Consider the following 23,339-nt stretch of genomic DNA (forward strand, 5'->3'; position numbering starts at 1 on the left):
CGAAGTGATCAACAAGCTCGGCCGCATCCAGCGCGAGCTGCTCCAGGACCTGGGCCGCGAGCCCACCCCGGAGGAGCTGGCCAAGGAGATGGACATCACCCCGGAGAAGGTGCTGGAGATCCAGCAGTACGCCCGGGAGCCCATCTCGCTGGACCAGACCATCGGCGACGAGGGCGACAGCCAGCTCGGCGACTTCATCGAGGACTCCGAGGCGGTCGTGGCCGTCGACGCGGTGTCCTTCTCGCTGCTGCAGGACCAGCTCCAGCAGGTGCTGCAGACGCTGTCCGAGCGGGAGGCGGGCGTGGTGCGCCTGCGGTTCGGCCTCACCGACGGCCAGCCGCGGACTTTAGACGAGATCGGCCAGGTGTACGGGGTCACGCGCGAGCGGATCCGGCAGATCGAGTCCAAGACCATGTCGAAGCTCCGGCACCCGTCGCGCTCGCAGGTCCTGCGCGACTACCTCGACTAAAGCCAGTAAGTCAAGTCGACACTGCGCGCATATCGGGCATTTGGTATCCACCGAACGTACAGAGATACTCACCGTGCGTACATAGACGGGTAGGCGCTCTGTTTCTGTTCGACGCGCGATCGTTGACGTGGCACTCTGGTGGGACGGCACACTGTGCAGGACGGGTCATCTCCCCGATAACCCGTCTGACCAGGTAGGCTCGACCGCTCGACGGCTGTGACCCCGGTCCCCCCGAGGCCTCCGCCGGGAAGCCCTTCGGCACGGACGGTGTTGGAGGCTTACATGGGCAACGAGCTGAATGACAATGGCGGGTTCGGCGCTGCTGGACTCGGCGGATCGACGATGGATATCAGCATCGGTGACGACCAGAGGAGGAAGGCGATGACCCAGACCCTCACGCCGCCGCCGGAAACGGTGGCTGCCCCAGCCGCCGATGAACGGTGCGACCGCTGTAACGCGGCGGGCAAATTGCGTGTGAAGCTGGCCGGTGGGGGCGAGCTGGTGTTCTGCGGACACCACGCCAACAAGTACGCCGACGACCTTGTCAAGATTGCCGTGGAAGTGGCGGCGGACCCCGAGTTCACCTGGCGGGGCGCCGACATGATGGCCAAGTAACACCACAGGCTTGACCCGAAGGGGGCACCGCAACCAGCGGTGCCCCCTTCGGCGTGCTGTGCTGCTGGCAGCCGCCTCCGGCGGCTGCGGCGTCCGGCCTCTCAGCCGACGTCACGCGCCAGTCGTCGGCTTCGCTTCGCTTACCTCCTTGGTGGCGCGTGACGCCGGCGGCCGGACGCGGTGGTGGCGGCGGCCGGACCCTCGGACCTCAGAAGCTCTGGATCGTCGCGATGCGCTCTTCGAGCTGTTCGATCGTGGCCTGGGCGCTGGGGGGGCCGCCGCACTTCGAGCGGAGCTCGGCGTGGATCTTGCCGTGGGGCAGGTTGGTGCGGTGGTGGTGGGCGGCCACCAGGGCGTTGAGCTGGCGGCGGAGGTGGATGCGGCGCTCGGTGGCGGACATGTCGCGGGCCACCGGCTCGCGCTGAGCGGGGGTCTGCTCGGCCCGGTTACGGCGTACGGCCGCCGCCTGCTCCGCCTGGCGCTTGCTCAGCAGGGCGGCCACCTGGTCGGCGCTGAGCAGGCCGGGCAGCCCCAGGAAGTCCTCCTCCTCGGGCGTGCCGGCCTGGGCGGGCAGCCCGAAGGTCGCCCCGTCGAAGATCACCTGGTCGAGCTCCGCGGTGGCCGACAGCGCCTCGAACGACTTGGTCAGCTCCCCGCTGGCGTTCTCCGACTGCTGGGCGCGCTCCAGCAGCTCGTCGTCCAGGCCGTCCTTGGCCTTGGGCCCACCGAGCACGTGGTCGCGCTCCAGCTCCATCTCGCTGGCCAGTCCGAGCAGCGTCGGCACGCTGGGCACGAAGACGCTGGCCGTCTCCCCGGGGCGGCGGGCCCGCACGAAGCGGCCGATGGCCTGGGCGAAGTAGAGCGGCGTGGAGGCGCTGGTGGCGTACACGCCGACGGCCAGGCGCGGGATGTCGACGCCCTCGGACACCATGCGGACCGCCACCATCCAGCGCTGCTGGGAGGCGCTGAACTCGGCGATCTTGGCGGACGCGCCGGTGTCGTCGGAGAGCACCACGACGGCCTTCTCACCGGAGATGGTCTCGATCAGCTTGGCGTACGCCCGCGCGGTCTGCTGGTCCGAGGCGATGATCAGGCCCCCGGCGTCCGGGATGCCGCCCGAGCGCAGCACCTGCAGGCGCGCGTCGGCGGCCCGGAGCACCTGCGGCATCCAGTCGCCCTTGGGGTCCAGCGCGGTGCGCCAGGCGTGCGCGATCAGGTCCTGGGTGAGCGGCTCGCCGAGGCGCACCGCCAGCTCGTCGCCGGCGCTGGTGCGCCAGCGGGTCTCGCCCGAGTAGGCGAGGAAGATCACAGGCCGGACGACGCCGTCGGCGAGCGCGTCGGCGTAGCCGTACACCGAGTCGGCCCGCGAGCGCTGCACCTCGCCGACCCGCTCGTACGTGACGAACGGGATCGGGTTCTCGTCGGACCGGAACGGGGTCCCGGTCAGCATCAGCCGCCGCACGGCCGGCTCGAACGCCGCCTTCACGCCGTCGCCCCAGCTGCGCGAGTCGCCCGCGTGGTGGATCTCGTCCAGGATGACCAGCGTCTTGCGGGTCAGCGTGCGCCGCAGGTGCACCTGCGGCGCCATGCCGACCTGCGCGTACGTCACCACCGCGCCGTGGAAGTCGCTGCTGGTGTGCACGTCCGCGTTGCGGAACATCGCGTCGAGCTGGATGCCCACCCGGGCCGCCGCCTGCGCCCACTGCAGCTTCAGGTGCTCGGTCGGGGCGACCACGGTGACCGCGTCCACGCTGCCGTCGGCCAGCAGCTCGGCCGCGATGCGCAGCGCGAACGTCGTCTTGCCCGCGCCGGGCGTGGCGACGGCCAGGAAGTCGGGCGAGCGCCGGCGGATGTATTCGACCAGTGCCTTGCGCTGCCAGGCGCGCAGCGCCGGGAACGACTCGGGGACGGGGCGGGCCAGCGCCACGCGGCAGCCTCCTGCTCAGACGGGGGTTCGCACGAAAGAGCCCTCGGGTCGGCCACTACCGAAGGGAGTCCGGCCGGACCTCGAAGGCGGGCCCTGAGTCTATCGGCTCGTCAGGACAGGTCCCCGCGACTGTCGGCCCGAAAATGGTGAGTCGCGTTGCACACCACCCGATCCGGCGGCCGCGTCAGCCGGTATCCGTGGTCGCGCCACCGCCCAGCCGCGGCCGCGGTGCCGACCAGTGGCGGTACAGGGCCGTGATACGCACCACGAACACGAGCAGCGCCGCGCCGGTGAAGGTGAGCACGCTGCCCCAGCCGAGCCGGACCAGCGACGCCACCGCGATCGCGCCCAGCAGCGACGCCACCGCGTAGATCTCCCGGCGCAGCACCACCGGGATCTCGTTGAGCAGCAGGTCGCGGACCAGTCCCCCGCCGATGCCGGTCAGCATGCCGAGCAGGCACGAGCCCACGGCCGGCACCCCGGCGTCGAGCGCCTTGAGCGTGCTGGTGACCGTGAACAGGCCCAACCCGGCCGCGTCCAGGCCGAGCACGGTGCGCCGCAGCCGGTCCAGGTGCGGGTGCAGCCAGAACACGGCCAGCGAGGCGACGATCGCGGTGGCCGGGTAGCGCCAGTCGGCGAACGCCAGCGGCGGCACCTGGTTGATCACCAGGTCGCGCAGGATGCCGCCGCCCAGCGCGGCCACGAAACCCACGAACACGACGCCGAACAGGTCGAGCCGCTTGCCGACCGCGGCGGAGCCGCCCGAGGCGGCGAAGACGGCGACCCCGGCGAGGTCCCCGACGAGCAGGGCCGACGAACTGTCCACCGGCGCAGGCTACGACGCGGTGTGCCGTACCCCCGCGCCGCCTCGCCGCCGGCCCGCCCACCGGAACCCGCCCGCGATGCCCGACCGCCCGCGATGCCCCCGGACGGGCCGCGGCGCCGTGCCGGATCGCGGCGGCACCGGCCGGATCAGGGCTGCGGCTGGTAGGCGCGTTCGTAGAGGGCGTCGATGTCAGCCTGCTGGGGCAGGGAACTCGACGCGCCCCAGTGCTGGGCGCACGCCGCGCCCGCGGCGCAGGCCCAGCGCAGCGCCTCCTCGACCGGTCGGCCCTGCGCCCAGGCCACCGCGAACGCGCCGGTGAAGGCGTCCCCGGCGGCGGTGGTGTCCACCGCGGCGACGGGCGGCGCGCCGACCTCCAGCCGCGTGCCGTCGCGGTCGGCGTACGCGGCCCCCGCCGCGCCGAGGGTCAGCACCACCCGGGGCACCGAGGCCAGCAGGTTCGCCATCAGTTCGGGCACGTTGTCGGCCTGGGACGGGTCGTGGCCGCCGTCGAGCCCGGCCAGCACGGCGGCCTCGGTCTGGTTCACCACCAGCACGTCGACCAGGGCCAGCAGCTCGTCCGGCAGGGCGCGGGCCGGGGCGGCGTTGAGCACGAACACCGTCTGGCCCGCGCGTGCGGCCACGGCGGCCTGGGTGACCGTCTCCAGCGGGATCTCCAGCTGGCAGAGCAGCACGTCACAGCTCTCGATCAGCTCACGGTCGACCGAGTCCAGCTCGGTGAGCTGTGCGTTAGCGCCGGGCGCGACGACGATGAGGTTCTCCGCGGCCGCGTCGACGGCGATGAGCGCCACGCCGGAGGGTCCGGCCACCCGGCGCAGCCCGTCCAGCTCCACCCCGGCCGCGGCCAGGCAGCCTTTGAGCTCGTCGCCGAAGGCGTCCAGGCCCACCGCGCCCAGGAAGTGGCACCGGGCCCCGGCGCGGGCGGCGGCGACCGCCTGATTGGCGCCCTTACCACCGGGAACGGTCGAGAAGCCGTCGCCGAGCACGGTCTCGCCGGGGCGCGGCAGGGTGGGAGTCGCCACCACCAGATCCATGTTCGCGCTGCCCACGACGACCACGCTCGCGGTCATGCCCGCTCCTCGCTGCGCCCGCGGGCGCTACGACCTGACGGAGCCCGCTGTGCGGGCTGCTGGCGGCGCGCCGAGACCCCCGTGCCGCACGGCCCTGACAGCCGTCCGTCGGCGCGCAAGCCGGATCATTCGGAGAGGTTCTCGTAGATCTCTTTGCACTCCGGGCACACCGGAAAACGGTTCGGGTCTCTGGTGGGCACCCAGACCTTGCCGCACAGGGCGCGCACCGGCGTTCCCTCGATCATGGCTTCGAGCAGTTTGTCCTTGGGCGCGTAGTGCGACATGCGCTCGTGGTCGCCCTCATCTAGGCGATAGTCCGTGGCAACGCGCTCATCAAGGATGGTGCTGGGGTTCGTCACTGGTGTGGTCACCCGAACATTGTCTCAGGTCACCGGCTGGCAGCCCAGCCTGATATCACGCCACGCTGGTAGGCGGCCCTCACCGGCCGCCCCGTAAGCTCATGATCGTGACTGGTGTGAGCATTCAGCTGGGTGACGAGGTCAAGGCGGCGCTGGCCGCCGGGCAGCCGGTGGTGGCGCTGGAGAGCACGATCGTCTCGCACGGCCTGCCGCGGCCGGACAACCTGCGGGTCGCCCGCGAGATCGAGCAGGTGGTACGCGACAACGGCGCGGTCCCGGCGACGATCGGCATGGTCGGCGGCCGGCTGGTGGCCGGGCTCGACGACGACGCGCTCACCCGGCTGGCCACCGGCGAGAACGTGGCGAAGCTCTCGGTGCGCGACCTGGCCATCGCGGCGGCGCTCGGTGGCGACGGCGCGACCACGGTCGCCAGCACCTCCGCGATCGCGGCAGCGGCGGGCATCGGCGTGTTCGCGACCGGCGGCCTGGGCGGCGTGCACCGCGAGGCCGCGCAGACCTTCGACGAGTCCGCCGACCTGTGGACGCTCGCCCAGACACCGATCGTCGTGGTCTGCGCCGGGGTGAAGTCGATCCTCGACGTGGGCGCGACCCTGGAGCGGCTGGAGACCCTCGGCGTCGGGGTGGCCGGCTACCGGACCGACCGCTTCCCCGGGTTCTTCATCCGGGACAGCGGGTTCGGCGTGGACTGGCGGCTGGACTCCCCCGAGCAGATCGCGGCGGCCATGCGCGCGCAGCGCGACCAGGGCGTGCACCGCGGCGCGCTGGTGGTGGCCAACCCGCTGCCGGAGGACGAGCAGCTCGACCGCGAGCTGCACGACCGCACCCTGGCCGAGGGCTTGGCGATCGTGGAGCGCGACGGGGTCACCGGCAAGCGGGTGACGCCGGTGCTGCTGTCGCACTTCCACTCCGCGACACAGGGGCAGAGCCTGGCGGTCAACGTACGCATCATCCTGCGCAACGCGGCGCTGGCCGCGCAGATCGCCGTCGCGGCCGGCAAGCAGTGATCCTCTCCGTCGGAGACCTGGTCACCGACGTGCTGGCGGTGCTGCGGGCACCGCTGGCACAGGGCTCGGACACCCCGGCGACGGTGCACGTCGCCGGGGGCGGCCAGGCCGCGAACACCGCCGCGTGGCTGGCCGCGCTGGGCGCGCCGGTGACCTTCGTGGGCGCGGTCGGCGACGACCAGGCCGGCCGCGACCGGCTCGCCGAGCTGCACCAGGCGGGCGTACGCACCCAGGTCAGCGTGCGCCCCGGGGCGAGCACCGGCAGCATCGTGGTGCTGACGCACGGCGGCGAGCGCACCATGATCAGCGATCGGGGCGCGAACCTGCTGCTGGCCTCCGCCGACGTGGACGCCGCCATCGCCCAGGGCGCGTCGCTGCTGCACCTGTCCGGGTACACCCTGCTGGACCAGCCGTCCCGCCCGTCCGGGCGCTACGCGCTCGCCTCGGCCCGCGCGGCGGGGCTGCGCACCTGCGTCGACGCCGCCTCGGCCGCGCCGCTGTACGCGGTCACCACCGAGCTGATCGAGGACGGGGTCACCGGCCACCCGTTCCTGGACTGGGTGCGCGGCGTGGACCTGCTGCTGGCCAACGCCGACGAGGCGACCGCGCTGGCCGGCCCCGGCGACCCGGCCGACCAGGCGCTGCGGATGTCGTACGCGATCGGCGGCGACGTGGTCGTCAAGCTCGGCGCGCACGGGGCGCTGTGGGCCGGCCCGGCCGGCGTGGTGCACGTCACCGGCGACCCGGTGCCGATCGTGGACGCCACCGGCGCGGGCGACGCCTTCGCCGCGGGCCTGCTGGCCGCCTGGTCGGCCGGGGCCGGGCCGCACGACGCCCTGCTCGCGGGCTGCCGCCTGGGCGCTCGCGCGGTCGGCATCGTCGGCGCCCGCCCGCCGCTGCCGCCGGCCTGACCCGTGGCGTCCGGCACGGTCCGCCGCCCGCTGTCGGCAGGCCGATCGGAGGGGAGCAGGATGGAAGAGTTCCCCGGCTATCAGGAGGCATCGTGCGGGAGGCATCGTGAAAAGGCAGGCGGACCGTCCGGCGCTGATCACCGATGCGGCGGAGAGCCCGGAGGTCGAGCTGCGGCGGCGCGAGCGGCGCTACATCTTCATGATGCTGCTGCGCGCAGGCTGCCTGATCCTGGGCTCGGTGCTGGCCATGCTGCAGGTGCCGCTGCTGTGGCTGTGGCTGCCGCTGTGCGGCCTGGGCATGGTGCTGCTGCCCTGGCTGGCCGTGATCCTGGCGAACGACCGCCCGCCCAAGGACGAGCACCGCTTCAAGCGCTACCGCCACCAGACGGTCCCCGCGAACGCCCTGCCTGCCCAGGCCGCCGGCCCGGTCTACGAGGGCACCGTCGAAGACGCCCCGCCTCCGGCCGACCCCAGCCGCCCCGCCTGACCCGCTCACACTCCTCGCCCGCCCACACTCCTCGCCGGGCTGCGCGCCCGCCATGATCGCTCGACTTGCCTGGCACCTGGGTGAAAGCGCCTTCAAGATACGCACAGGTGCCAGGCAAGTCGGACGATCATGAGCGGCGCGCGGGGCGCGGCGCGGCCGCGCGAAGGCGGGTGCGGTCAGGCGAGGCGGACGCGGACGCGGCGGTTGGCCTTGCCCTTGGACTCGACCTTGACGACCTGGAGTTTGCCGATCTGCGCGGTCGAGGCGACGTGGGTGCCGCCGTCGGCCTGCACGTCCAGGCCGACGATGTCGACGATGCGGATCTCCTGCTCGTCGGCGGGGATCAGGTTGGACTGGGTGCGGATGATGTCGGGCAGGGCCAGCGCCTGGTCCCTGCCGAGCACCTTGGTCACCACCTGGCGGTCCGCGCCGACCTCGGTGTTGACGAGCTCCTCCAGCCGCGCCTTGAAGTCGGCGGGCACCTCGGGCAGGTTGAAGTCCATCCGGGCCTCGCCCGGCTCCATGTTGCCGCCGGTGACCAGCGCGCCGAAGTCGCGGAACACCACCCCGCACAGCACGTGCAGGCCGGAGTGGGTACGCATCAGCAGGGTGCGCCGGGTGTCCTCGACCGCTCCGGCGACCTGCGTGCCCACCGGCGGCACCGGGTCTCCCTCGGCCGGGATCAGCCACAGGTCGTCGCCCTTGCGGGTGCCGGTGATCCGGGTCTGCACGCCCTGCCAGAGCAGCACGCCGTGGTCCGGCGGCTGGCCGCCGCCGCCCGGGTAGAAGGCCGAGCGGTCCAGCACGATGCCCTGTTCGGCATCGGCGGCCAGCACGGTGCAGGTCCAGTCGCGCAGGGTCGGATCGGCGAGGTCGAGGCGCTCGGTGCGCCCGTGGTGTGTGACGCCCATGACCCTGGAGTCTAGGCGTCACCGGCTGCCGCCTGTCCGGCGACGCGGCCGGTGACGCCGGTGCCCGTCGAGGGTCCCGTTGGAGGCGGTGCCCGGTGCGACCGTGCCCGCGGCGGTCAGGCGTCCCCACCGGCGGCGGTGTTCGGCGCCGCGACGGTGCGGGCGGTGACCCGGCCCCCGGCCAGGATCTGCATCATCACGTCCTGGCTCGTCGCGGGGCGGGTGCCGGGGCGCGGGGCGCGGCCCACCGACTTGGCGACCGCGGGCCGTACGCCCCGTCCGGCCGGCCTGCGACCGCGCCGGCCGGTGGGCCGCCGCCGCACCGCGACGGTCACCCAGTGCTGCTCGGCGGCGCTGCCCCACTGCTCCTGGTGGAACCAGTAGCGCTGGCGGCCGTTCGGCGCGGCGCCGACCACCTGCAGCGGTTCCAGCAGCGTGTCGAGCTGCTCGAAGCGGACCTCGCCGTCGTCGCCGGCGCAGCGGGTGAAGGCCTCCTTCAGCGTCCACATCCGCAGCAGCTGCTCGCCCTGGTCGTCGGCCTCCATCAGGCGGGCGTGCTCGGCGGCGGACAGCACGGTCCAGGGCAGCGACGCGCCCTCCCGGCCCGCCGGTTCCAGATCCACCCCGATGTCGTACGCGTCGGAGACCGCCACCGCGATCGCCGAGTCCGTCAGCGAGACGCTCACGTCGATGCCGCTGAGCGGGCCGGACACGGTCAACTTGCCGAATCCGCCGTAGTGCAGGCTCCAGTTGCGCGGCGCGACCTCGCCGTGCCACTCGATCGACAGGATCATGCGGACCAGCGCCCGGGTGACGACGAAGGAGCTGCGGCGCTCGTCCGAGCGCATGCTCGCGGCCTCGGCCCGCTCGTCCGCGCTGAGGAACTGGGCCAGGTCCTTCTCCCGCCGCCGGCACGCGGCCAGCGCGAACAGCGACACCGCCACCCCCGCCGGACGCCGCCGCCGCGGCGAGGGGGTCGCCCGCAGCTCGGTGAGCAGGGCGCGGGCCGCGGCCCGGGAGCCGGCCCGCGGGCCGGACACGCAGGGCACGGGCCTGGTCCGGCGCGGCACGGCGGCGGGCAGCGGCTCGCACACCTGCCGGGCCGGGTTGCCGGTCCAGTCCTCGCCGTCGGGGATCTGCTCGCCCTTCATCAGGAACGAGTGCGCCCCGAGCACCGCGTTGTCGCCGACGGTGACGCCGTAGTGCACGAACGCCTTGACGCCCAGCGTCGCGCCGGAGCCGATCACGGTCGGCTCGGACCGGAACATGCCGTCCTCCTGGGAGTGGCACTGGATCACCACGCCCGCGTTGAGGCAGGCGTCGTCGCCGACGGTCATCATGGTCCGCTCGGACATGTACGCGCCGTCGTCGTACACCCGCTTACCCATGCGCACGCCCAGCAGCCGCCAGATCAGCGGGCGGAACGGGGTGCCCGCGAACGGGACCGGCGCCTCCAGCTTCCACAGCCGCTCATGCCACCAGTAGTACGGGTCGTAGATGGAGCAGCGCCGCGGGCGCAGCCGCCGGAACCCGCCGACCAGCCGCTCCACCAGCACGCTGTAGCAGAGCTGGAAGGCCAGCATGACCACGCCCGCGGCGGGGATGACCAGCACGCTCCACTCGGAGTACATGTCCAGCGCGGCGGCGAGCACGACCAGGCCGACCGCACCCGAGATCCACATCACGAACAGGAACAGGGCCATCGAGCGCAGGTTGTACCGGTTCTTCAAGGTCAGCTGCCGGCGCAGCGCGTCGCCGGTGGGCGCCTCGCAGCCGGCCTCCCGCGAGACGACCCGCGCGATCGGGAACGACGGCGAGCCGAGCAGACCGGTGTCGTGGCGGATCGGGCCGTCGGTGGGCACCGTGGCCTTGGTCGCGTAGAGCACGTTCTGGCCGACGGCGTGGCCGGCCGGGAAGGTGACGTCGTTGCCGACGAAGGAGCGGGCGCCCACGACGACCCGCGACATCGTGAACGAGGTGGTCGAGTAGTCGGCGTTCACCATGGACAGGCCGTCGGACACCATGGTGCCGGTGCCGATGGTGCACAGGAACGGCGTGTCGAACCGGAACTCGATGCCGAAGTTGGACCCGGTCTGCACGACCTGCTGCAGGTCGACGCCGATCCAGCGCAGGTAGTTGACGACGTACGAGCTGTCGCCGAACAGGCGCATGAACAGCGCGGAGTTGGTCATCCCGGAGATCGTCGAGGCGAGCCAGTACCGGAAGCTGTAGAGCGGGTAGACCGTGTCGGGCTTCCACAGCAGGTTGAGCACGCGCGGGATGACCACGATGGAGGCCAGGCCGAGCAGCAGGCCGACCACGAAGAGCACCGCCGAGGCCAGCACCAGGTCCAGGTAGATCATGCTGCTCAGCGAGAACGGCTTGCCGTCGACCAGGCCCTTGAGCAGCGGCACCTGGGTGACCAGCGCGACCAGCGCGCCGAACACCAGCGGGCCGCGGGTGAGCACCTGGTTGGCGATCTTCACACCGCTGTAGACGGTCTTGCGCAGCCAGCCGCAGCTGCGCGCGGGCACCGCCGGCAGGCCGGGGTGGCCGGGCTGGGCCGGCATGCCCTGCCAGCTCTCACCGGCCGGCACCGCGTATCCCGGCGGCAGCGTCGAGGAGTGGCCGAGCCGCGCGCCGTCGCCGATGCTGGAGTCGATGTCCAGCGCGGTGTGCTCGCCGACGATCACGTCGCTGCCGATGGTGATCCGGCCGGTCTGGATGTAGCCGGACTGGGCCCGGTAGCCCAGGAAGTAGCAGTCCTTGCGGATGACCGTGTTGTCGCCGACGGTCAGCAGGTCGGTGCAGATCGGCATGACCGGCGACAGGATCACCACGTTGCGGCCGATCTTCGCGCCGAGCAGGCGCAGGTACCACGGGTAGAGCGGGGTGCCGTAGAACATCAGCAGGCGGCTCGCGCCCATGCACATGCGCACGTACCAGAAGCGGAGGTAGGTCAGCCCCCACAGGGGTATCTCCTGCTCCTTCCACCGCCCGATGAGCAGCCATTTCACGGCGATCGGGTAGATGGTCAGGATCAGGAAGCCGGCGATGCTGAAGGCCGCCGAGCGCAGGTACAGGTCGAGGAAGCCGTTCGCGGCGGCCATGAAGCGGAACGCGAAGATGAGCAGGTAGCCGGCCATCACCGCGCTGCCCAGCCCCATCAGCAGCTGCACCAGGCCGCAGGCCCAGTACTGCAGCGAGCTCGCCCGGCGGGTCTCGCGCGCCGGGACCGGCGCGGTGCGCGGCGGCGCGTGCTCGGCGGCGGTGACCGGGGCGACGGCGGCGGCCAGGGCCCGCACGGTGGGGTACACGTACACGTCGCGCATGGACACCGAGGGCAGGTCGGCGCGCTGCCGCACCTTGGCGCAGAAGCGCGCCATGAGGAGCGAGTCCGCGCCCACCTCCTCGAAGAAGTGGCTCTCCACGCCCACCCGGTCCACCCGGACGATCTCGGCCAGCACATCGGCGTACCCCTGCTCGACCGGGGTCGTGGGCACGGCGTCGGTGGGCGGGGCGGCCAGCCGGCGGTTGCTCGGCGGCGGCAGGCTCTTGCGGTCGGCCTTGTCGCTGGGCAGCATCGGGATCGCGTCGAGCTGCTCCAGGTACGACGGGATCATGTACCCCGGCAGCCGTTCCCGCAGCCAGGCGTAGATCTGCTGGCGGTCCAGGGTGACGGTGTCCTTGCGCAGGCTGTAGTAGCCGACCAGCTCGGTCACGCCCGGCTCGGGGCGGTGCGTGTCCACCACCGCCTGGGCCACGCCCGGCACCTGCAGCAGCACCGACTCGATCTCGGTGAGCTCGATGCGGTACCCGCGGATCTTCACCTGGGTGTCGATGCGCCCCAGGTATTCGATCTCGCCGGCCTCGTTGACCCGGCCCAGGTCGCCGGTGCGGTAGATGCGCCCGGACGGATTGTTCTTGAGTTTGAGGAAGTCGGGGATGAAGGCGCGCTCGGTCAGGTCGTCGCGGTTGACGTAACCGGCGGCCAGGCCGATGCCCGCGATGCCGATCTCGCCCAGCTCGCCCGGGGGCAGGGCGCGGGGCGCGTCGGGGTCGAGGATGACCGTGGCGTACGTCGGCAGCGGCAGGCCCAGCGTGATCGGCTTGTCCGGGTGCACCGGCGTCCAGGTCGCGGTGACGGTCGCCTCGGTGGGCCCGTACACGTTGAGGAAGCGGCGGTTCGGCCGGTGCCAGCGGGTGACCAGGTCCTGCGGGCAGGCCTCGCCGGACACCAGCAGGAAGCGCAGGTCGGGCAGGTCCTCGTCGAGCGTGGCCAGCAGCGTCGGCACGCAGCACATCGCGGTGACGCCGCGCGCGGTGAGGAACTCCCACAGGTCCCGGCCGAGCAGGCTGGCCCCGCCGGGTTTGGGCACCAGGGTCGCGCCGACCATCCAGGACACCCAGATCTCCTCGACCGAGAAGTCGAAGGCGATGGTCATGCCCTGGTACATCCGGTCCTCCGGGCGCACGCCGTAGAGCTCGGCGGCGACCCGGACGAAGTTGACGATGGCGGCGTGCTCGACGGCGACGCCCTTGGGCCGGCCGGTGGAGCCGGAGGTGTAGATGATGTACGCCAGCTCGTCGGCGGGCTCGCCGCACTCCTCGCCGGCCAGCCGGTCCTCGGCGGTGGCCGCCAGCTCCGCGGTGATCTCGTCGAGGCAGAGCACCTCGGCCTCGGCGACCTCGGCCAGGTGCTCGCGCAGGTGCGACACCGACAGCACCAGCCGCGCCCCGGAGTCGCCGACGATGTAGGCCAGCCGGTCGGCGGGGAACCCGGTGTCCAGCGGCACGTACGCGGCGTGGATCTTCCCGATGGCGAGCATGCCGACGTACGACTGCACGGCCTGGTCGAACAGCAGCGCGATCCGGTCGCCGGGCCGGGCCCCGCGGCTGATCAGGTGCCGGGCCAGCCGGTTGGCGCGCGCGTCGACCTCGTCGTAGGTGAGCGCCTCCTCGCCGGTGTCCACGGCGAGCTGCTCGCCCCGGCCGTAGCGGCGCAGCCGGTCGCACTGCTGCTCGAACAGCTGCGACAACCGCTCGCCCGGCCGCCAGCGCGGCTCGTGTTCGTAGCCCGGGCAGGTCAGCACGAGACCGCCGTTGCGACCGGGTTCGACGTCAGGGAACTCAGGAAGATCATTGACATCGAGGACGCGTGTGCTCATGGGCTTCTCCCTCCGCGGACGACAAGGACGGCTGAGCGGAACGGGCAGGCCCGCCTGGGGCGGGGCCGCGTTCGGCGTGGCGGTCGCCCGTCCGGCGCGCCGCGCGGGCGGCGCGCCGGACAGACCGCTTTCCGGCGGGGCGCGGTGGCGCCCGCCGCTCAGCCGATGCCGTCCGCTCCGGTACGTGCGGTCGCCGGCTCGTCGGCCTCGCCGCCGGGGCGGCACGACTCCTCGATGGCGTCGATGACGATGCCGCAGGCGATGTCGATGACCTCGGCGGTCACGTTCAGCGGCGGCAGGATCCGGATGACGCAGTCGTCGCGCCCGCCGAGTTCGACGATCAGGCCGCTGCGCAGCGCGCGAGCCTGCACCTGGCGGGCCAGCTGCCCGGCCGAGCGCCCGTCGCCCGGGTCGGCCAGCTCGACGCCCCACATCAGGCCCCGGCCGCGCACCTCGCGCACCACCGGGTGGGCCCGCAGCTCGCCGAGCCGGTCGGCCACCTGCGCCCCGCGCTCGCGCACGTTGGCCAGGATCTCGTCGCGGTGCAGGATCCGGACCGCCTCCGCCCCCGCGGCGAAGGCGAGCTGGTTGCCCCGGAAGGTGCCGGTGTGCGCGCCGGGCTGCCAGACGTCGAGCCGCTCGTCGTACATGATCAGCGCGATGGGCGTGCCGATGCCGGACAGCGCCTTGGACGCCACGATCACGTCGGGCTCGATGTCGTACTGCTCGAACGCGAACCAGGTGCCGGTGCGGCCGCAGCCGGTCTGCACCTCGTCGACGATCAGCGGGATGTCCAGCGAGCGGGTCAGCGCCCGCACCCGCCGGACGAAGTCACGGGTGGCCGGGATGACCCCGCCCTCGCCCTGCACCAGCTCCAGGATCACCGCGGCCGGCCGGGCGACGCCGCCGTTGGGGTCGAGCAGCGACTTCTCCAGCAGCCCGGCGCAGTTGGTCTCGCAACTGTCGGGCCGTAGGCCCAGCGGGCAGCGGGCGCAGTACGAGTACGGGTAGAAGTGCACGCCGGGCACGCCGTTGGCGATCGGGCGCTTCTGCGAGACCAGGCCGGAGGCGGCCATCGCGGCGTGGCTGCAACCGTGGTAGCCGCCCTGGAACGAGATGACATCGCCGCGGCCGGTGGCCGTCTTGCACAGCTTGATCGCGGCCTCGACGGCGTTGGCGCCGGTCGGCCCGCAGAAATGCACCCGCATGCGTTCGCGCAGGCCAGGGGCCAGCATGGACAGCTGGGCCTCGATGAAGGCGTCCTTGGCGGGGGTCGGGAAGTCCAGCGCGTGGGTCAGCCGGCCCAGCTGCGACGTGACGACGCGGACCAGCTCGGGGTGGTTGTGGCCGAGTGACAGCACGCCCGCGCCGGTGAGGAAGTCGATGAACACGTTGCCGTCGACATCGCGCACGAAGCTGCCGGAACCCTCGGCGATGGCGATGGGGATGTTGCGGGGATAGGTGCGCGCGTTGGACTCGCGGCGCTGCTGGCGCTCCAGCAGTTCGGCCGAACGGGGTCCGGGCAGGTCGCAGTGGACGGACGGCCCGGTCAATGCGTCAGGCTCGCTGAGCATCGTCATTGGTTCTCCTCAGGCAGGACACGGTGGCGCCGGGAGGCTCCACCTGGGCGAGCGGCCCTCGCACTCCGCCCGAAGGTGGGAGGACGACGCCATAACGATTACCAAATGAAATCGTTAGCTCACCCTCCGTGATGCTACCGAGCGACCGATAGCTTGCTCCGGATTTCAGAAGGTTCGTCCGGTCTGCTATGGACCGAAGGACGGATTCCGGTCCGGACCCCTGCGAGGGACTTCGCGAAACTGGTATAAGAAAGGCCAGGTCAACACGTGTGCAAGCGGCGTGTCGGGCCCGGCGTGGCGGCCCCCACTAACATGCGCGTATGTCCCGCACCTCGTATGCGCTCGCCGCGCTCGCCGCCCTGGCCCTCACCCTCACCGGGTGCACCTCCACAGCGGACGACAAGACCCCGCCCGCCGACCTGCCCGCCGCGCAGACCCTGCTGGCCGACGGGGCCAAGGCGATGGCCGAGGTCAAGTCCGCGCACTTCGTCATCGACGTCAACGGCAAGATCAGCGGACTGACCCTCAAGCGCGCCGAGGGCGACCTCACCCAGGCGGGCTCCGCGCAGGGCACCGCCTCCATCGAGCAGTTCGGCACCGCGATCGAGGCCCAGTTCGTCATCGTCGGCACCGACCTGTGGCTCAAGGCCGCCACCGGCGGCTTCCAGAAGCTGCCGCTGGCCGCCGCCGCCACCGTGTACGACCCGTCGGCCATCCTCGACCCGAACCGCGGCGTCGCCAAGCTGCTCACCAGCATCAAGACGGCGACCACGCAGGCCAAGGAGACGGTCGACGGCAAGGAGACCTACAAGATCCAGGTCGAGCCCGACCCGGTCGCGCTGGCCGCGCTGATCCCGGGCGTCGGCGAGGGCGTCACCGGGAACATCTGGCTCGACGCCACCAGCAAGCAGCTGGTCAAGGGCGAGTTCACCATCCCGGCCAAGGGCAGCGACCCGGCCGGCACGGTCACCGTCCTCTTCACCAAGTACAACGACCCGGTGACGATCAGTGCGCCCTGATCACGACGCCACGGGCGGCGGGGCGGTCCCCGCCGCCCCGCGCCACCGGCTCGCCGTCGGCATGGGAGCACTCGCCGTGCTGCTCGGCGCGCTCGACGCGTACGTGCTGGTCTCGGTGCTGATCGACATCGTCAACGACCTCGGCATCCCGATCAACCACCTGGAGCGGGCCACCCCGCTCGTCACCGGCTACCTGCTCGGCTACGTCGCGGCGATGCCCCTGCTGGGCAGCCTGTCCGACCGGTACGGCCGCCGGGTCCTCATCCTCGCCTGCCTCGCCGCGTTCGCCGTCGGCTCCGTCGTCACCGCCACCGCGACCGACCTGGCCCCGCTGGTCGCGGGCCGGGCGCTGCAGGGCATGGCCGGCGGCGCGCTGCTGCCCGTCACCATGGCGCTGATCGCCGACCTGTTCCCGCCCGCCACCCGCCCCGCCGCCCTCGGCTGGGTCGGCGCGGCACAGGAACTCGGCGCGGTGCTCGGCCCGCTGTTCGGCGCGGCCGTCGCGCTGTGGATCGGCTGGCGCGGCATCTTCTGGATCAACATCCCGCTGGCCGTGCTCATCGGCGTCGCCGTCTGGCTGCTGGTGCCCCCGCACCGCACCGCCCCCGCCGCTCCCCCGCGCCGCGTCGACGTCGCCGGCGGGCTGCTGCTCGCCCTCGTGCTCGGCCTGTGCGTGATCGGCCTCTACAACCCCGACCCCGCGCACGCCGTGCTGCCGAGCTGGGGACCCGCCGTGCTCGCCGCCGCCGGCGTCGCCCTGGTCGCGTTCGTCGCCTGGGAGTGGCGTGCCCGCACCCGCCTGCTCGACCCGGCCGGCGTCGCCATGGGACCGCTGCTGGCCACGCTGGCCGCGAGCGCCTGCGCGGGAGCCGCGCTGATGGTCACCCTGGTCGACGTGGAACTGGTCGGGCACACCCTGCTGCGGCTGGACAGCCTGGACAGCACGCTGCTGCTCACCCGGTTCCTGGTCGCGCTGCCGGTCGGCGCGGTGCTCGGCGGGCTGCTGCTGCGGCGGCTCAGCGAACGGCTGCTCACCGTCGTCGGCCTGGCCTGCTCCGCCGGGGCGTACCTGCTGATCGCCGGCTGGCCCGCCGACCTGCTCGCCGCCCGGCACGAACTCGGCCCGCTCAGCCTGCCCCGGCTCGACACCGACCTGGTGCTCGCCGGGCTCGGCCTGGGCCTGGTCATCGCCCCGGTGTCGGCACTGGTGCTGCGGATCGTGCCCGCCGTCCAGCATGGCGTGGCCTCCGCCGCCGTCGTGGTCGCCCGGATGATGGGCATGCTGCTCGGCGTCGCCGCGCTGACCGCCTGGGGCCTGCACCGCTTCCAGGAGTTCACCAAGGACCTGCCCACGCCGCTGCCGTTCGGCCTGACCGAGGACGAGTTCCGCCGCGCCCTGACCGCCTACCAGACCGCCCTCGACGCCGCGCTGCGCGCCGAGTACCGCGAGATCTTCCTCGGCACCGCCGCGATCTGCCTCCTCGGCGCCCTCGCCGCCCTCGGCATGCGCCCCCGCCGCACCCCACCGGTCCCCACCACCCCCACCCCCGCCGACACCGAAGCCCTCCTCGACAGCGCCTAAAGCGAAGGAAGGGCACCTTCTTATCGGTATACGTTGTGGAAGGTGCCCTTCCTCACTCTTCAGGGCTGTGAGCCGGGCTGACTGCGGCTCGACGCCGGGCGGTGTGGGCGCGTCAGGGCTTGGCGGCCCTGGCCTCGGCCTTCATCTGCTTCTTGAACTCGCGGACCTTGGCGAGGGAGGCCGCGTCGCGGATGTCGGCCACCGAGCGCAGCGAGCCCTCCTCGCCGTACACCCCGGCCGCCTCGCGCCACCCCTCGGGCTGCACGCCGAACTGCTTGCCCAGCAGCGCGATGAAGATCTGCGCCTTCATCTTGCCGAAGCCGGGCAGCGCGGACAGCCGCTTGAACAGGTCCTTGCCGTCCTTGGCCCCGGTCCAGATCTTCGCGGCGTCCCCGTCGTACTCGTCGGCGACGGCGCGGGCGAGCTTCTGCGTACGCTCGGCCATCGAGCCGGGGAAACGGTGGATGGCGAGCGGGGTCGCGTACAGCTCCGCGAACGCGGCCGGGTCGTAGTCGGCGATCTGCGCCGCGTCGAGCCGCTGCACACCCATCCGCCCGGCCAGCCGGTACGGCCCCACGAACGCCTTCTCCAGCGGGATCTGCTGGTCCAACAGCATGCCGAGTATCCGGGCAAACGGATCATTCAGGAGGAGTTCATCTGCCGCGTCGTCCTGTGCCAACCACACCTTCGCCATGGTCACAGGATCTCAGAAGCCGGCGCGTGCCACCCACACGGCTCGACGCCTTCGCCGGCGTCGCACCCCTGGTAGCAACGTCAGTAGCATCGATCGGCCCCTCCCGGTAGCATCGAAGCCATGAAACTGAGCGTCAGCCTGCCGGAGGAGGACATCGAGTTCATCGATGACTACGCCGACCGGCGGGGCAGCGCCTCCCGGTCCGCGGTCCTGCACCGCGCCATCGACCTGCTGCGGGCGAGCGAACTCGAAGACGCCTACGCGGCGGCATACGACGAGTGGGACGCCGGCGAGGACGGCAGGCTGTGGAGCGCCACCGAGGGCGACGGGCCGGCAGATGCAGCGCGGTGACGTGTACCTGGTCAACCTCGACCCGGCCCTGGGGTCCGAGACCAACAAGGTCCGGCCGGCGGTTCTCGTGGGCAACACCGCGGCCAACCGCACCGCGGAGCGAGCCGGCCGCGGCGTCGTCACGCTCGTGCCGGTGACCTCCAACACCGACCGGGTCTACCCGTTCCAGGTGCTGATTCCCGCGGGTGAGGCCGGGCTGAACCGCGCCTCGAAGGCCCAGGCGGAACAGGTCAGATCCGTCGACTACACACGCCTGCGCCAACGGCTCGGCAGCCTGCGCCCCGAAACGCTCAGCAGGCTGGACGCCGCGCTACGCGTACACCTTGATCTTTAGGGTCAGGCCGGGACGGGGACCCGGGGGCGGGCCCACCAGAGGCGGGTGACCAGGCCGCCGAGCAGGCAGCCGGCGGCGTTGACCAGTACGTCGTCGACGCTGCACACCCGGTTGGCGACGAACAGCAGCTGGGTCACCTCGATCGCCAGCGAGCACCCCGCGCCGAGCAGCAGCAGCCGCACGGGCGAGGCCAGCGCCGCGAAACGCACCGGCGCACCCGCCCCGAGCGCGAAGAACACCAGCAGGTTGCCGCCGATCTGCGCGACCACCCACGGCAGCGGCATGGTGAACTGCTGGCCCAGGTCGCTCAGCGGCACCAGATACAGCAGGGTGGTGTCCGGCGGCACCTGCTGCGGGGTCATCGTCATCCACACCCAGGGCAGCGTGCCGAGCACCATCGCGCCCTCGGCCAGCGACCAGCGCCAGGCACGGCCGCGCGGCACGCCCGCCCGCGACCTGCGCCGGACCAGCCCGGCGACGATGAGCAGGGTCAGGGGCACCAGCGCCGCCGTCGTGATCAGAACGGTGTGCCAGTGCGCCCATACCTGTGCCATGCGCAGCAGGTTAGTGCACACGTCCGTGCACCGTGCGCCGCGCGTTGGTGCACGATGTCAGGGTGCAGACGCTGCTGGAGAACGCTGACATCGATCATCTGCGAACCGCGCTGACCGGCGCCGGGTTCACCGCCTCGGGCATCGCCGACCGGCTGGGGCCGCAGGCGTCGGCCGACGCGGGCCGCAGCGACTTCCGGGCCGCGCTGCGGATCACCGGTTCGGGTGATCCGCTGGACACCCTGATCCGGCTGTTCATCTGCGGGCAGACCGAGCCGGAGGCCGCTGTCGCCGCCGCGCTGGCCCCGCTGCCGATCGCCGCGGCCCGCGCGGCCGGGCTCGTGGTGCTCGCCGACGGCGGGCTCGCGGCGGGCGTCGACCTGGAGCCGTACGGCGACTGGTGGGTCCTGTCCGACCTGCCCGCCCAGCCGGGCCGCCAGCTGCCCGCCGACCACGTGCTCGGGGTGGGCGGCGCGTCCACGACGCTGGCCGGCGCGACGGTGCGCACCCCCGTCGGCACGGCGCTCGACCTCGGCACCGGCTGCGGCGTGCAGGCGCTGCACCTGAGCACGCACGCGCGCGCCGTGACGGCCACCGACCTGTCGCCGCGCGCGCTGCGCTTCGCCGCGACGACGGCGGCGCTCAACGGCATGAGCTGGGAGCTGCTGCAGGGCGACATGCTCGCCCCGGTCGCCGGCCGCCGGTTCGACCTGGTGGTCAGCAACCCGCCGTTCGTGGTCGGGCCCGGCCTGGCCACCCACGTGTACCGCGACTCGGGCCGGGCCGGCGACGGCGTCTGCGCCGAGCTCGCCGGGGCCGCGCCGGCGCTGCTCAACGAGGGCGGCACGCTGCAGTTCCTGGCCAACTGGGTGCACGTGAAGGGCGAGGACTGGGAGGACCGGGTCGCGAGCTGGTTCGCGGGCACCGGCATGGACCTGTGGGCGATCCAGCGCGAGGTCAGCGACCCGCTGGACTACGTACGCCTCTGGCTGGCCGACGCGAGCGAGAAGCACGACGCGTTGCGGGCCGCCGAGTGGCTGGACTGGTTCGCCGCGCACGGCGTCGAGGCGATCGGGTTCGGCCTGGTCACCGCCCGCCACAGCGGCAAGGCCGACCCGTCGGTCGTCTGCGAGGACCTGCGCCAGCAGGTGCAGGCTCCGCTCGGCGACCGGGTCGCGGAGTGGTTCACCCGCCGCGACTGGCTCGACGCCCGCGACCGCGACCAGCTCCTCGCCGCCCGCTACCGCCGCGTCGACGGCCTCCAACTCCGCCAGGAGGCCACCATGGGCGACGACGGCTGGATCGTCGACCGCCAACTCCTCGCCATGCCCGAAGGCCTGCGCTGGGTAGAGGAGATCGACCCCCTCATCCTCGCCCTGGTCAGCGGCTCCAACGGCGACCTCCCCCTGCACGACCAGATCGCCCTCCTGGCCGCGGCCCACGAAGCCCCCGCCGAAGCCCTCTCCCAAGCCCTCCTCCCCGTCCTGGACCACCTCGTCGAACGCGGCCTCCTCCTCCCCCTTCCGGGTTGATCATGAACTTATGGCAAGGTTCGACGGTGTGTCGTCGGCATAACTTCATGATCGACGCGACGGGAGAGGGGCGCCGGTGCGCGCGGTAGTGCAGACGGTGAGCCGGGCCAGCGTGACTGTTGGCGGCGAGGTGGTCGGGGAGATCAAGGACGGGCTGCTGGTGCTGCTGGGGGTGACGCACAGCGACACCCAGGCGACCGTGGAGACGATGGCCCGCAAGGTGTACGAGGTGCGCCTGCTCGACGGCGAGCGCAGCGCCTCGGACGTCGGCGCGCCGCTGCTGGTCGTCAGCCAGTTCACGCTCTACGGCGACGCCCGCAAGGGCCGCCGCCCCACCTGGCAGGCCGCCGCCCCCGCCGAGGTCGCCGAACCGGTGTTCACCGCGTTCGTCGAAGCACTCCGCGCCCGCGGCGCCACCGTCGAGACGGGACGCTTCCGCACCCAGATGCTGGTGGAGTCGGTGAACGTCGGACCCAACACGCTGATCCTCGACCTCTGACGGCGAGGACGCACGAGCGGGTCGCCCGGCGAACGGCCCGACCATCACCAGACCCCACCCGAGCCGGCTCGCCCGAGCCGGCTGCGGTCCGACCCGGCCGACTCCCTAGTTGATCATGAACTTGTGGCCGCGACACGCCGTCGAACCGTGCCATAAGTTCATGATCAACGCGGAAAGGGGGCGGTCAGAACAGGGGGCCCTTGCGGGTGGTGGATTGGGCCAGCCAGTCCTGGAGGAGGCCGCGCCAGTCGGTGTCGGCGAGGGTGGCGGGGTCGACCGTGAATCGGCCGAAGATGTCGCGGTCGGCCAGCGGGCCGACCTTTCTGTCCAGTTCCATCACGACGTGCAGCTTGCGGTCGGTGGCGACGAAGGTGACCTCGAGGTTGCGCACCTGGGCGGCGTACGCCGCGCCGGGCAGGAACTCGATCTCCTGGTAGAACGGCAGCGTCTGCGGCAGCCCGCGCAGGCGGCCCTTCTCCATGTGCGCCTTCACGAACTGGAAGCCGAGCTTGGTCAGCGCGTCGAGGATGTGCTGCTGCGCCGGCATCGGGTCGATCTCGACCGGGTCCAGGTCGGTACGGTCGACCGCGCGGGCGACCTCCAGCTCGGTACGCAGGCCGACGTTCATCCCGGCGATCGGCTGCCCGAAGGCACGGGTCAGCGGCGTCTCCAGCGGCACGTCGCAGGCGATGTCGAATATCCGACGCTCCCGCGCGGCCAGCGTGAAGCCCTCCACCACCTTCTGCCGGCTGATCTCTCCCGTGGACTGGTCACCGAGCAGCCCACCCTGCACACCGACGTCGGTGACCAGCACCAACGCGATGTACCCGATCGACACCTGGTGATCACCGCCGGTCACCTCGACGGTGCCGGTGAGTTTGCCGCCGGGCTTGGCCCGCGACACCGTCAACTCCGTCCGCACCGACGGCCCGCCGACCCCGAACATGCGCATCAGGCGCTTCACGACCACACGTCCCTCCCCTGTCCGCCCCATCGTGGCAGATTCACGAAATCGTCTCACCGCCGTCTCACGCGCCATACACCAAGCTGTCCAGTACACAAGGCGACACGGGGAGGACAGCGATGAGCGACGAGAGCATGAATGCAGTGGCCGTACTGGACAGCACGACCGCCGATCTGGACGAGACCGATGAGCGGGGCGTCTCGACCGACCTCGTCCGCGCGTACCTCAACCTCATCGGCCGCACCAAGCTGCTGACCGCCGAGCAGGAGGTCGCGCTGGCGCGCCGGATCGAGGCCGGCCTGATGGCCGAGTACGTGATGGAGCGCGACGGCATCGAGCACGACCGCGACCTGGAGACCGTGATCCGCGAGGGTCAGGCCGCCAAGAACCACCTGCTGGAGGCGAACCTGCGCCTGGTGGTCAGCATCGCCAAGCGCTACACCGGTC

At 72.2% G+C, this 23,339-nt stretch carries 22 protein-coding genes and 1 pseudogene; 12 read left to right on the forward strand and 11 right to left on the reverse strand.

Translation table 11 applies throughout. From position 1 onward, the window contains the following. Positions 1–469 (forward strand): sigma-70 family RNA polymerase sigma factor (locus Cco03nite_RS38575; RefSeq protein ID WP_203698987.1); only part of this gene is annotated, 469 nt, incomplete at its 5' end. Positions 470–850: 381 nt separating this feature from the next. Then, positions 851–1,084, forward strand: a complete 234-nt coding sequence (locus Cco03nite_RS38580) for a DUF7455 domain-containing protein (RefSeq protein WP_120321755.1) — start codon at positions 851–853, stop codon at positions 1,082–1,084. A gap of 208 nt (positions 1,085–1,292) precedes the next feature. Here the strand turns inward: Cco03nite_RS38580 and Cco03nite_RS38585 are convergent, their stop codons facing one another. The 4 genes from Cco03nite_RS38585 to Cco03nite_RS38600 all read right to left on the reverse strand — a co-directional run bounded on the left by Cco03nite_RS38585 (position 1,293) and on the right by Cco03nite_RS38600 (position 5,296). After that, the gene (locus Cco03nite_RS38585; protein WP_203698988.1) at positions 1,293–3,011 is read right to left on the reverse strand and encodes a DEAD/DEAH box helicase; all 1,719 of its coding nucleotides are present in this window, start codon (positions 3,009–3,011) and stop codon (positions 1,293–1,295) included. 184 nt (positions 3,012–3,195) lie between these two features. Continuing rightward, positions 3,196–3,837, reverse strand: a complete 642-nt coding sequence (locus tag Cco03nite_RS38590; protein ID WP_203698989.1) for a trimeric intracellular cation channel family protein — start codon at positions 3,835–3,837, stop codon at positions 3,196–3,198. A 146-nt stretch (positions 3,838–3,983) separates the two neighbouring features. Then, positions 3,984–4,925 carry a ribokinase gene (locus Cco03nite_RS38595; RefSeq protein ID WP_203698990.1) on the reverse strand — a complete coding sequence of 314 codons (942 nt, stop codon included), beginning with the start codon at positions 4,923–4,925 and terminating at the stop codon, positions 3,984–3,986. A gap of 125 nt (positions 4,926–5,050) precedes the next feature. Next, complete coding sequence (locus tag Cco03nite_RS38600; protein ID WP_203698991.1) at positions 5,051–5,296, reverse strand: DUF3039 domain-containing protein; 246 nt, start codon at positions 5,294–5,296, stop codon at positions 5,051–5,053. A gap of 89 nt (positions 5,297–5,385) precedes the next feature. Here Cco03nite_RS38600 and Cco03nite_RS38605 point away from each other — a divergent pair, with 89 nt between their 5' ends. From Cco03nite_RS38605 to Cco03nite_RS38615, 3 genes are all read left to right on the forward strand, one after another. Beyond that, on the forward strand, positions 5,386–6,309 hold the full coding sequence (locus Cco03nite_RS38605; RefSeq protein ID WP_203698992.1) for a pseudouridine-5'-phosphate glycosidase: 924 nt from the start codon (positions 5,386–5,388) through the stop codon (positions 6,307–6,309). Next, positions 6,306–7,220, forward strand: a complete 915-nt coding sequence (locus tag Cco03nite_RS38610) for a carbohydrate kinase family protein (RefSeq protein ID WP_203698993.1) — start codon at positions 6,306–6,308, stop codon at positions 7,218–7,220. Before Cco03nite_RS38605 ends, Cco03nite_RS38610 begins: the two co-directional genes overlap by 4 nt. A gap of 106 nt (positions 7,221–7,326) precedes the next feature. Further along, the gene (locus tag Cco03nite_RS38615; RefSeq protein WP_203698994.1) at positions 7,327–7,707 is read left to right on the forward strand and encodes a DUF3099 domain-containing protein; all 381 of its coding nucleotides are present in this window, start codon (positions 7,327–7,329) and stop codon (positions 7,705–7,707) included. Positions 7,708–7,883: 176 nt separating this feature from the next. Here the strand turns inward: Cco03nite_RS38615 and Cco03nite_RS38620 are convergent, their stop codons facing one another. From Cco03nite_RS38620 to Cco03nite_RS38630, 4 genes and pseudogenes are all read right to left on the reverse strand, one after another. After that, the gene (locus Cco03nite_RS38620) at positions 7,884–8,618 is read right to left on the reverse strand and encodes an alanyl-tRNA editing protein (RefSeq protein ID WP_203698995.1); all 735 of its coding nucleotides are present in this window, start codon (positions 8,616–8,618) and stop codon (positions 7,884–7,886) included. A 116-nt stretch (positions 8,619–8,734) separates the two neighbouring features. Then, the gene (locus Cco03nite_RS38625) at positions 8,735–12,448 is read right to left on the reverse strand and encodes a Pls/PosA family non-ribosomal peptide synthetase (RefSeq protein ID WP_444546535.1); all 3,714 of its coding nucleotides are present in this window, start codon (positions 12,446–12,448) and stop codon (positions 8,735–8,737) included. Next, positions 12,425–13,786: pseudogene (locus tag Cco03nite_RS43280) on the reverse strand (amino acid adenylation domain-containing protein); the annotation flags it as partial. The gene Cco03nite_RS38625 and the pseudogene Cco03nite_RS43280, both read right to left, overlap by 24 nt. A gap of 158 nt (positions 13,787–13,944) precedes the next feature. Next, complete coding sequence (locus Cco03nite_RS38630; protein WP_203698997.1) at positions 13,945–15,366, reverse strand: aspartate aminotransferase family protein; 1,422 nt, start codon at positions 15,364–15,366, stop codon at positions 13,945–13,947. Between the two features lie 320 nt (positions 15,367–15,686). Here Cco03nite_RS38630 and Cco03nite_RS38635 point away from each other — a divergent pair, with 320 nt between their 5' ends. After that, on the forward strand, positions 15,687–16,385 hold the full coding sequence (locus Cco03nite_RS38635) for an LppX_LprAFG lipoprotein (RefSeq protein WP_203698998.1): 699 nt from the start codon (positions 15,687–15,689) through the stop codon (positions 16,383–16,385). Continuing rightward, positions 16,375–17,967, forward strand: a complete 1,593-nt coding sequence (locus Cco03nite_RS38640; protein WP_239168007.1) for an MFS transporter — start codon at positions 16,375–16,377, stop codon at positions 17,965–17,967. The genes Cco03nite_RS38635 and Cco03nite_RS38640 overlap by 11 nt, the downstream gene beginning before the upstream one ends. A gap of 112 nt (positions 17,968–18,079) precedes the next feature. Here the strand turns inward: Cco03nite_RS38640 and Cco03nite_RS38645 are convergent, their stop codons facing one another. Next, positions 18,080–18,661 carry an HhH-GPD-type base excision DNA repair protein gene (locus tag Cco03nite_RS38645; protein WP_203698999.1) on the reverse strand — a complete coding sequence of 194 codons (582 nt, stop codon included), beginning with the start codon at positions 18,659–18,661 and terminating at the stop codon, positions 18,080–18,082. Positions 18,662–18,781: 120 nt separating this feature from the next. Between Cco03nite_RS38645 and Cco03nite_RS38650 the strand changes: the two genes are divergently transcribed. Together Cco03nite_RS38650 and Cco03nite_RS38655 are read left to right on the forward strand one after the other, a co-directional pair. Further along, the gene (locus Cco03nite_RS38650) at positions 18,782–19,012 is read left to right on the forward strand and encodes a ribbon-helix-helix domain-containing protein (RefSeq protein WP_203699000.1); all 231 of its coding nucleotides are present in this window, start codon (positions 18,782–18,784) and stop codon (positions 19,010–19,012) included. Next, on the forward strand, positions 18,999–19,346 hold the full coding sequence (locus tag Cco03nite_RS38655) for a type II toxin-antitoxin system PemK/MazF family toxin (RefSeq protein WP_203699001.1): 348 nt from the start codon (positions 18,999–19,001) through the stop codon (positions 19,344–19,346). Before Cco03nite_RS38650 ends, Cco03nite_RS38655 begins: the two co-directional genes overlap by 14 nt. Before the next feature lie 2 nt (positions 19,347–19,348). Here Cco03nite_RS38655 and Cco03nite_RS38660 read toward each other — a convergent pair whose 3' ends face one another. Continuing rightward, positions 19,349–19,900: a VanZ family protein gene (locus Cco03nite_RS38660; RefSeq protein WP_203699002.1), complete on the reverse strand. Its 552-nt coding sequence runs from the start codon at positions 19,898–19,900 to the stop codon at positions 19,349–19,351. Positions 19,901–19,971: 71 nt separating this feature from the next. Here Cco03nite_RS38660 and Cco03nite_RS38665 point away from each other — a divergent pair, with 71 nt between their 5' ends. After that, entirely contained in the window at positions 19,972–21,429 is a 1,458-nt protein-coding gene (locus Cco03nite_RS38665; protein ID WP_203699006.1) for a DUF7782 domain-containing protein, read from the forward strand. 76 nt (positions 21,430–21,505) lie between these two features. Then, entirely contained in the window at positions 21,506–21,928 is a 423-nt protein-coding gene (dtd, locus tag Cco03nite_RS38670; RefSeq protein WP_203699003.1) for a D-aminoacyl-tRNA deacylase, read from the forward strand. A gap of 184 nt (positions 21,929–22,112) precedes the next feature. Here dtd and Cco03nite_RS38675 read toward each other — a convergent pair whose 3' ends face one another. Next, positions 22,113–22,898, reverse strand: a complete 786-nt coding sequence (locus tag Cco03nite_RS38675; RefSeq protein ID WP_203699004.1) for a sporulation protein — start codon at positions 22,896–22,898, stop codon at positions 22,113–22,115. A 113-nt stretch (positions 22,899–23,011) separates the two neighbouring features. Here Cco03nite_RS38675 and Cco03nite_RS38680 point away from each other — a divergent pair. Continuing rightward, on the forward strand, positions 23,012–23,339 hold a 328-nt coding region (locus Cco03nite_RS38680), incomplete at its 3' end, for a sigma-70 factor domain-containing protein (RefSeq protein WP_275412111.1).

This window comes from Catellatospora coxensis (genome assembly GCF_016862635.1).
In the GTDB taxonomy this organism is placed as follows: Bacteria; Actinomycetota; Actinomycetes; order Mycobacteriales; family Micromonosporaceae; genus Catellatospora; species Catellatospora coxensis.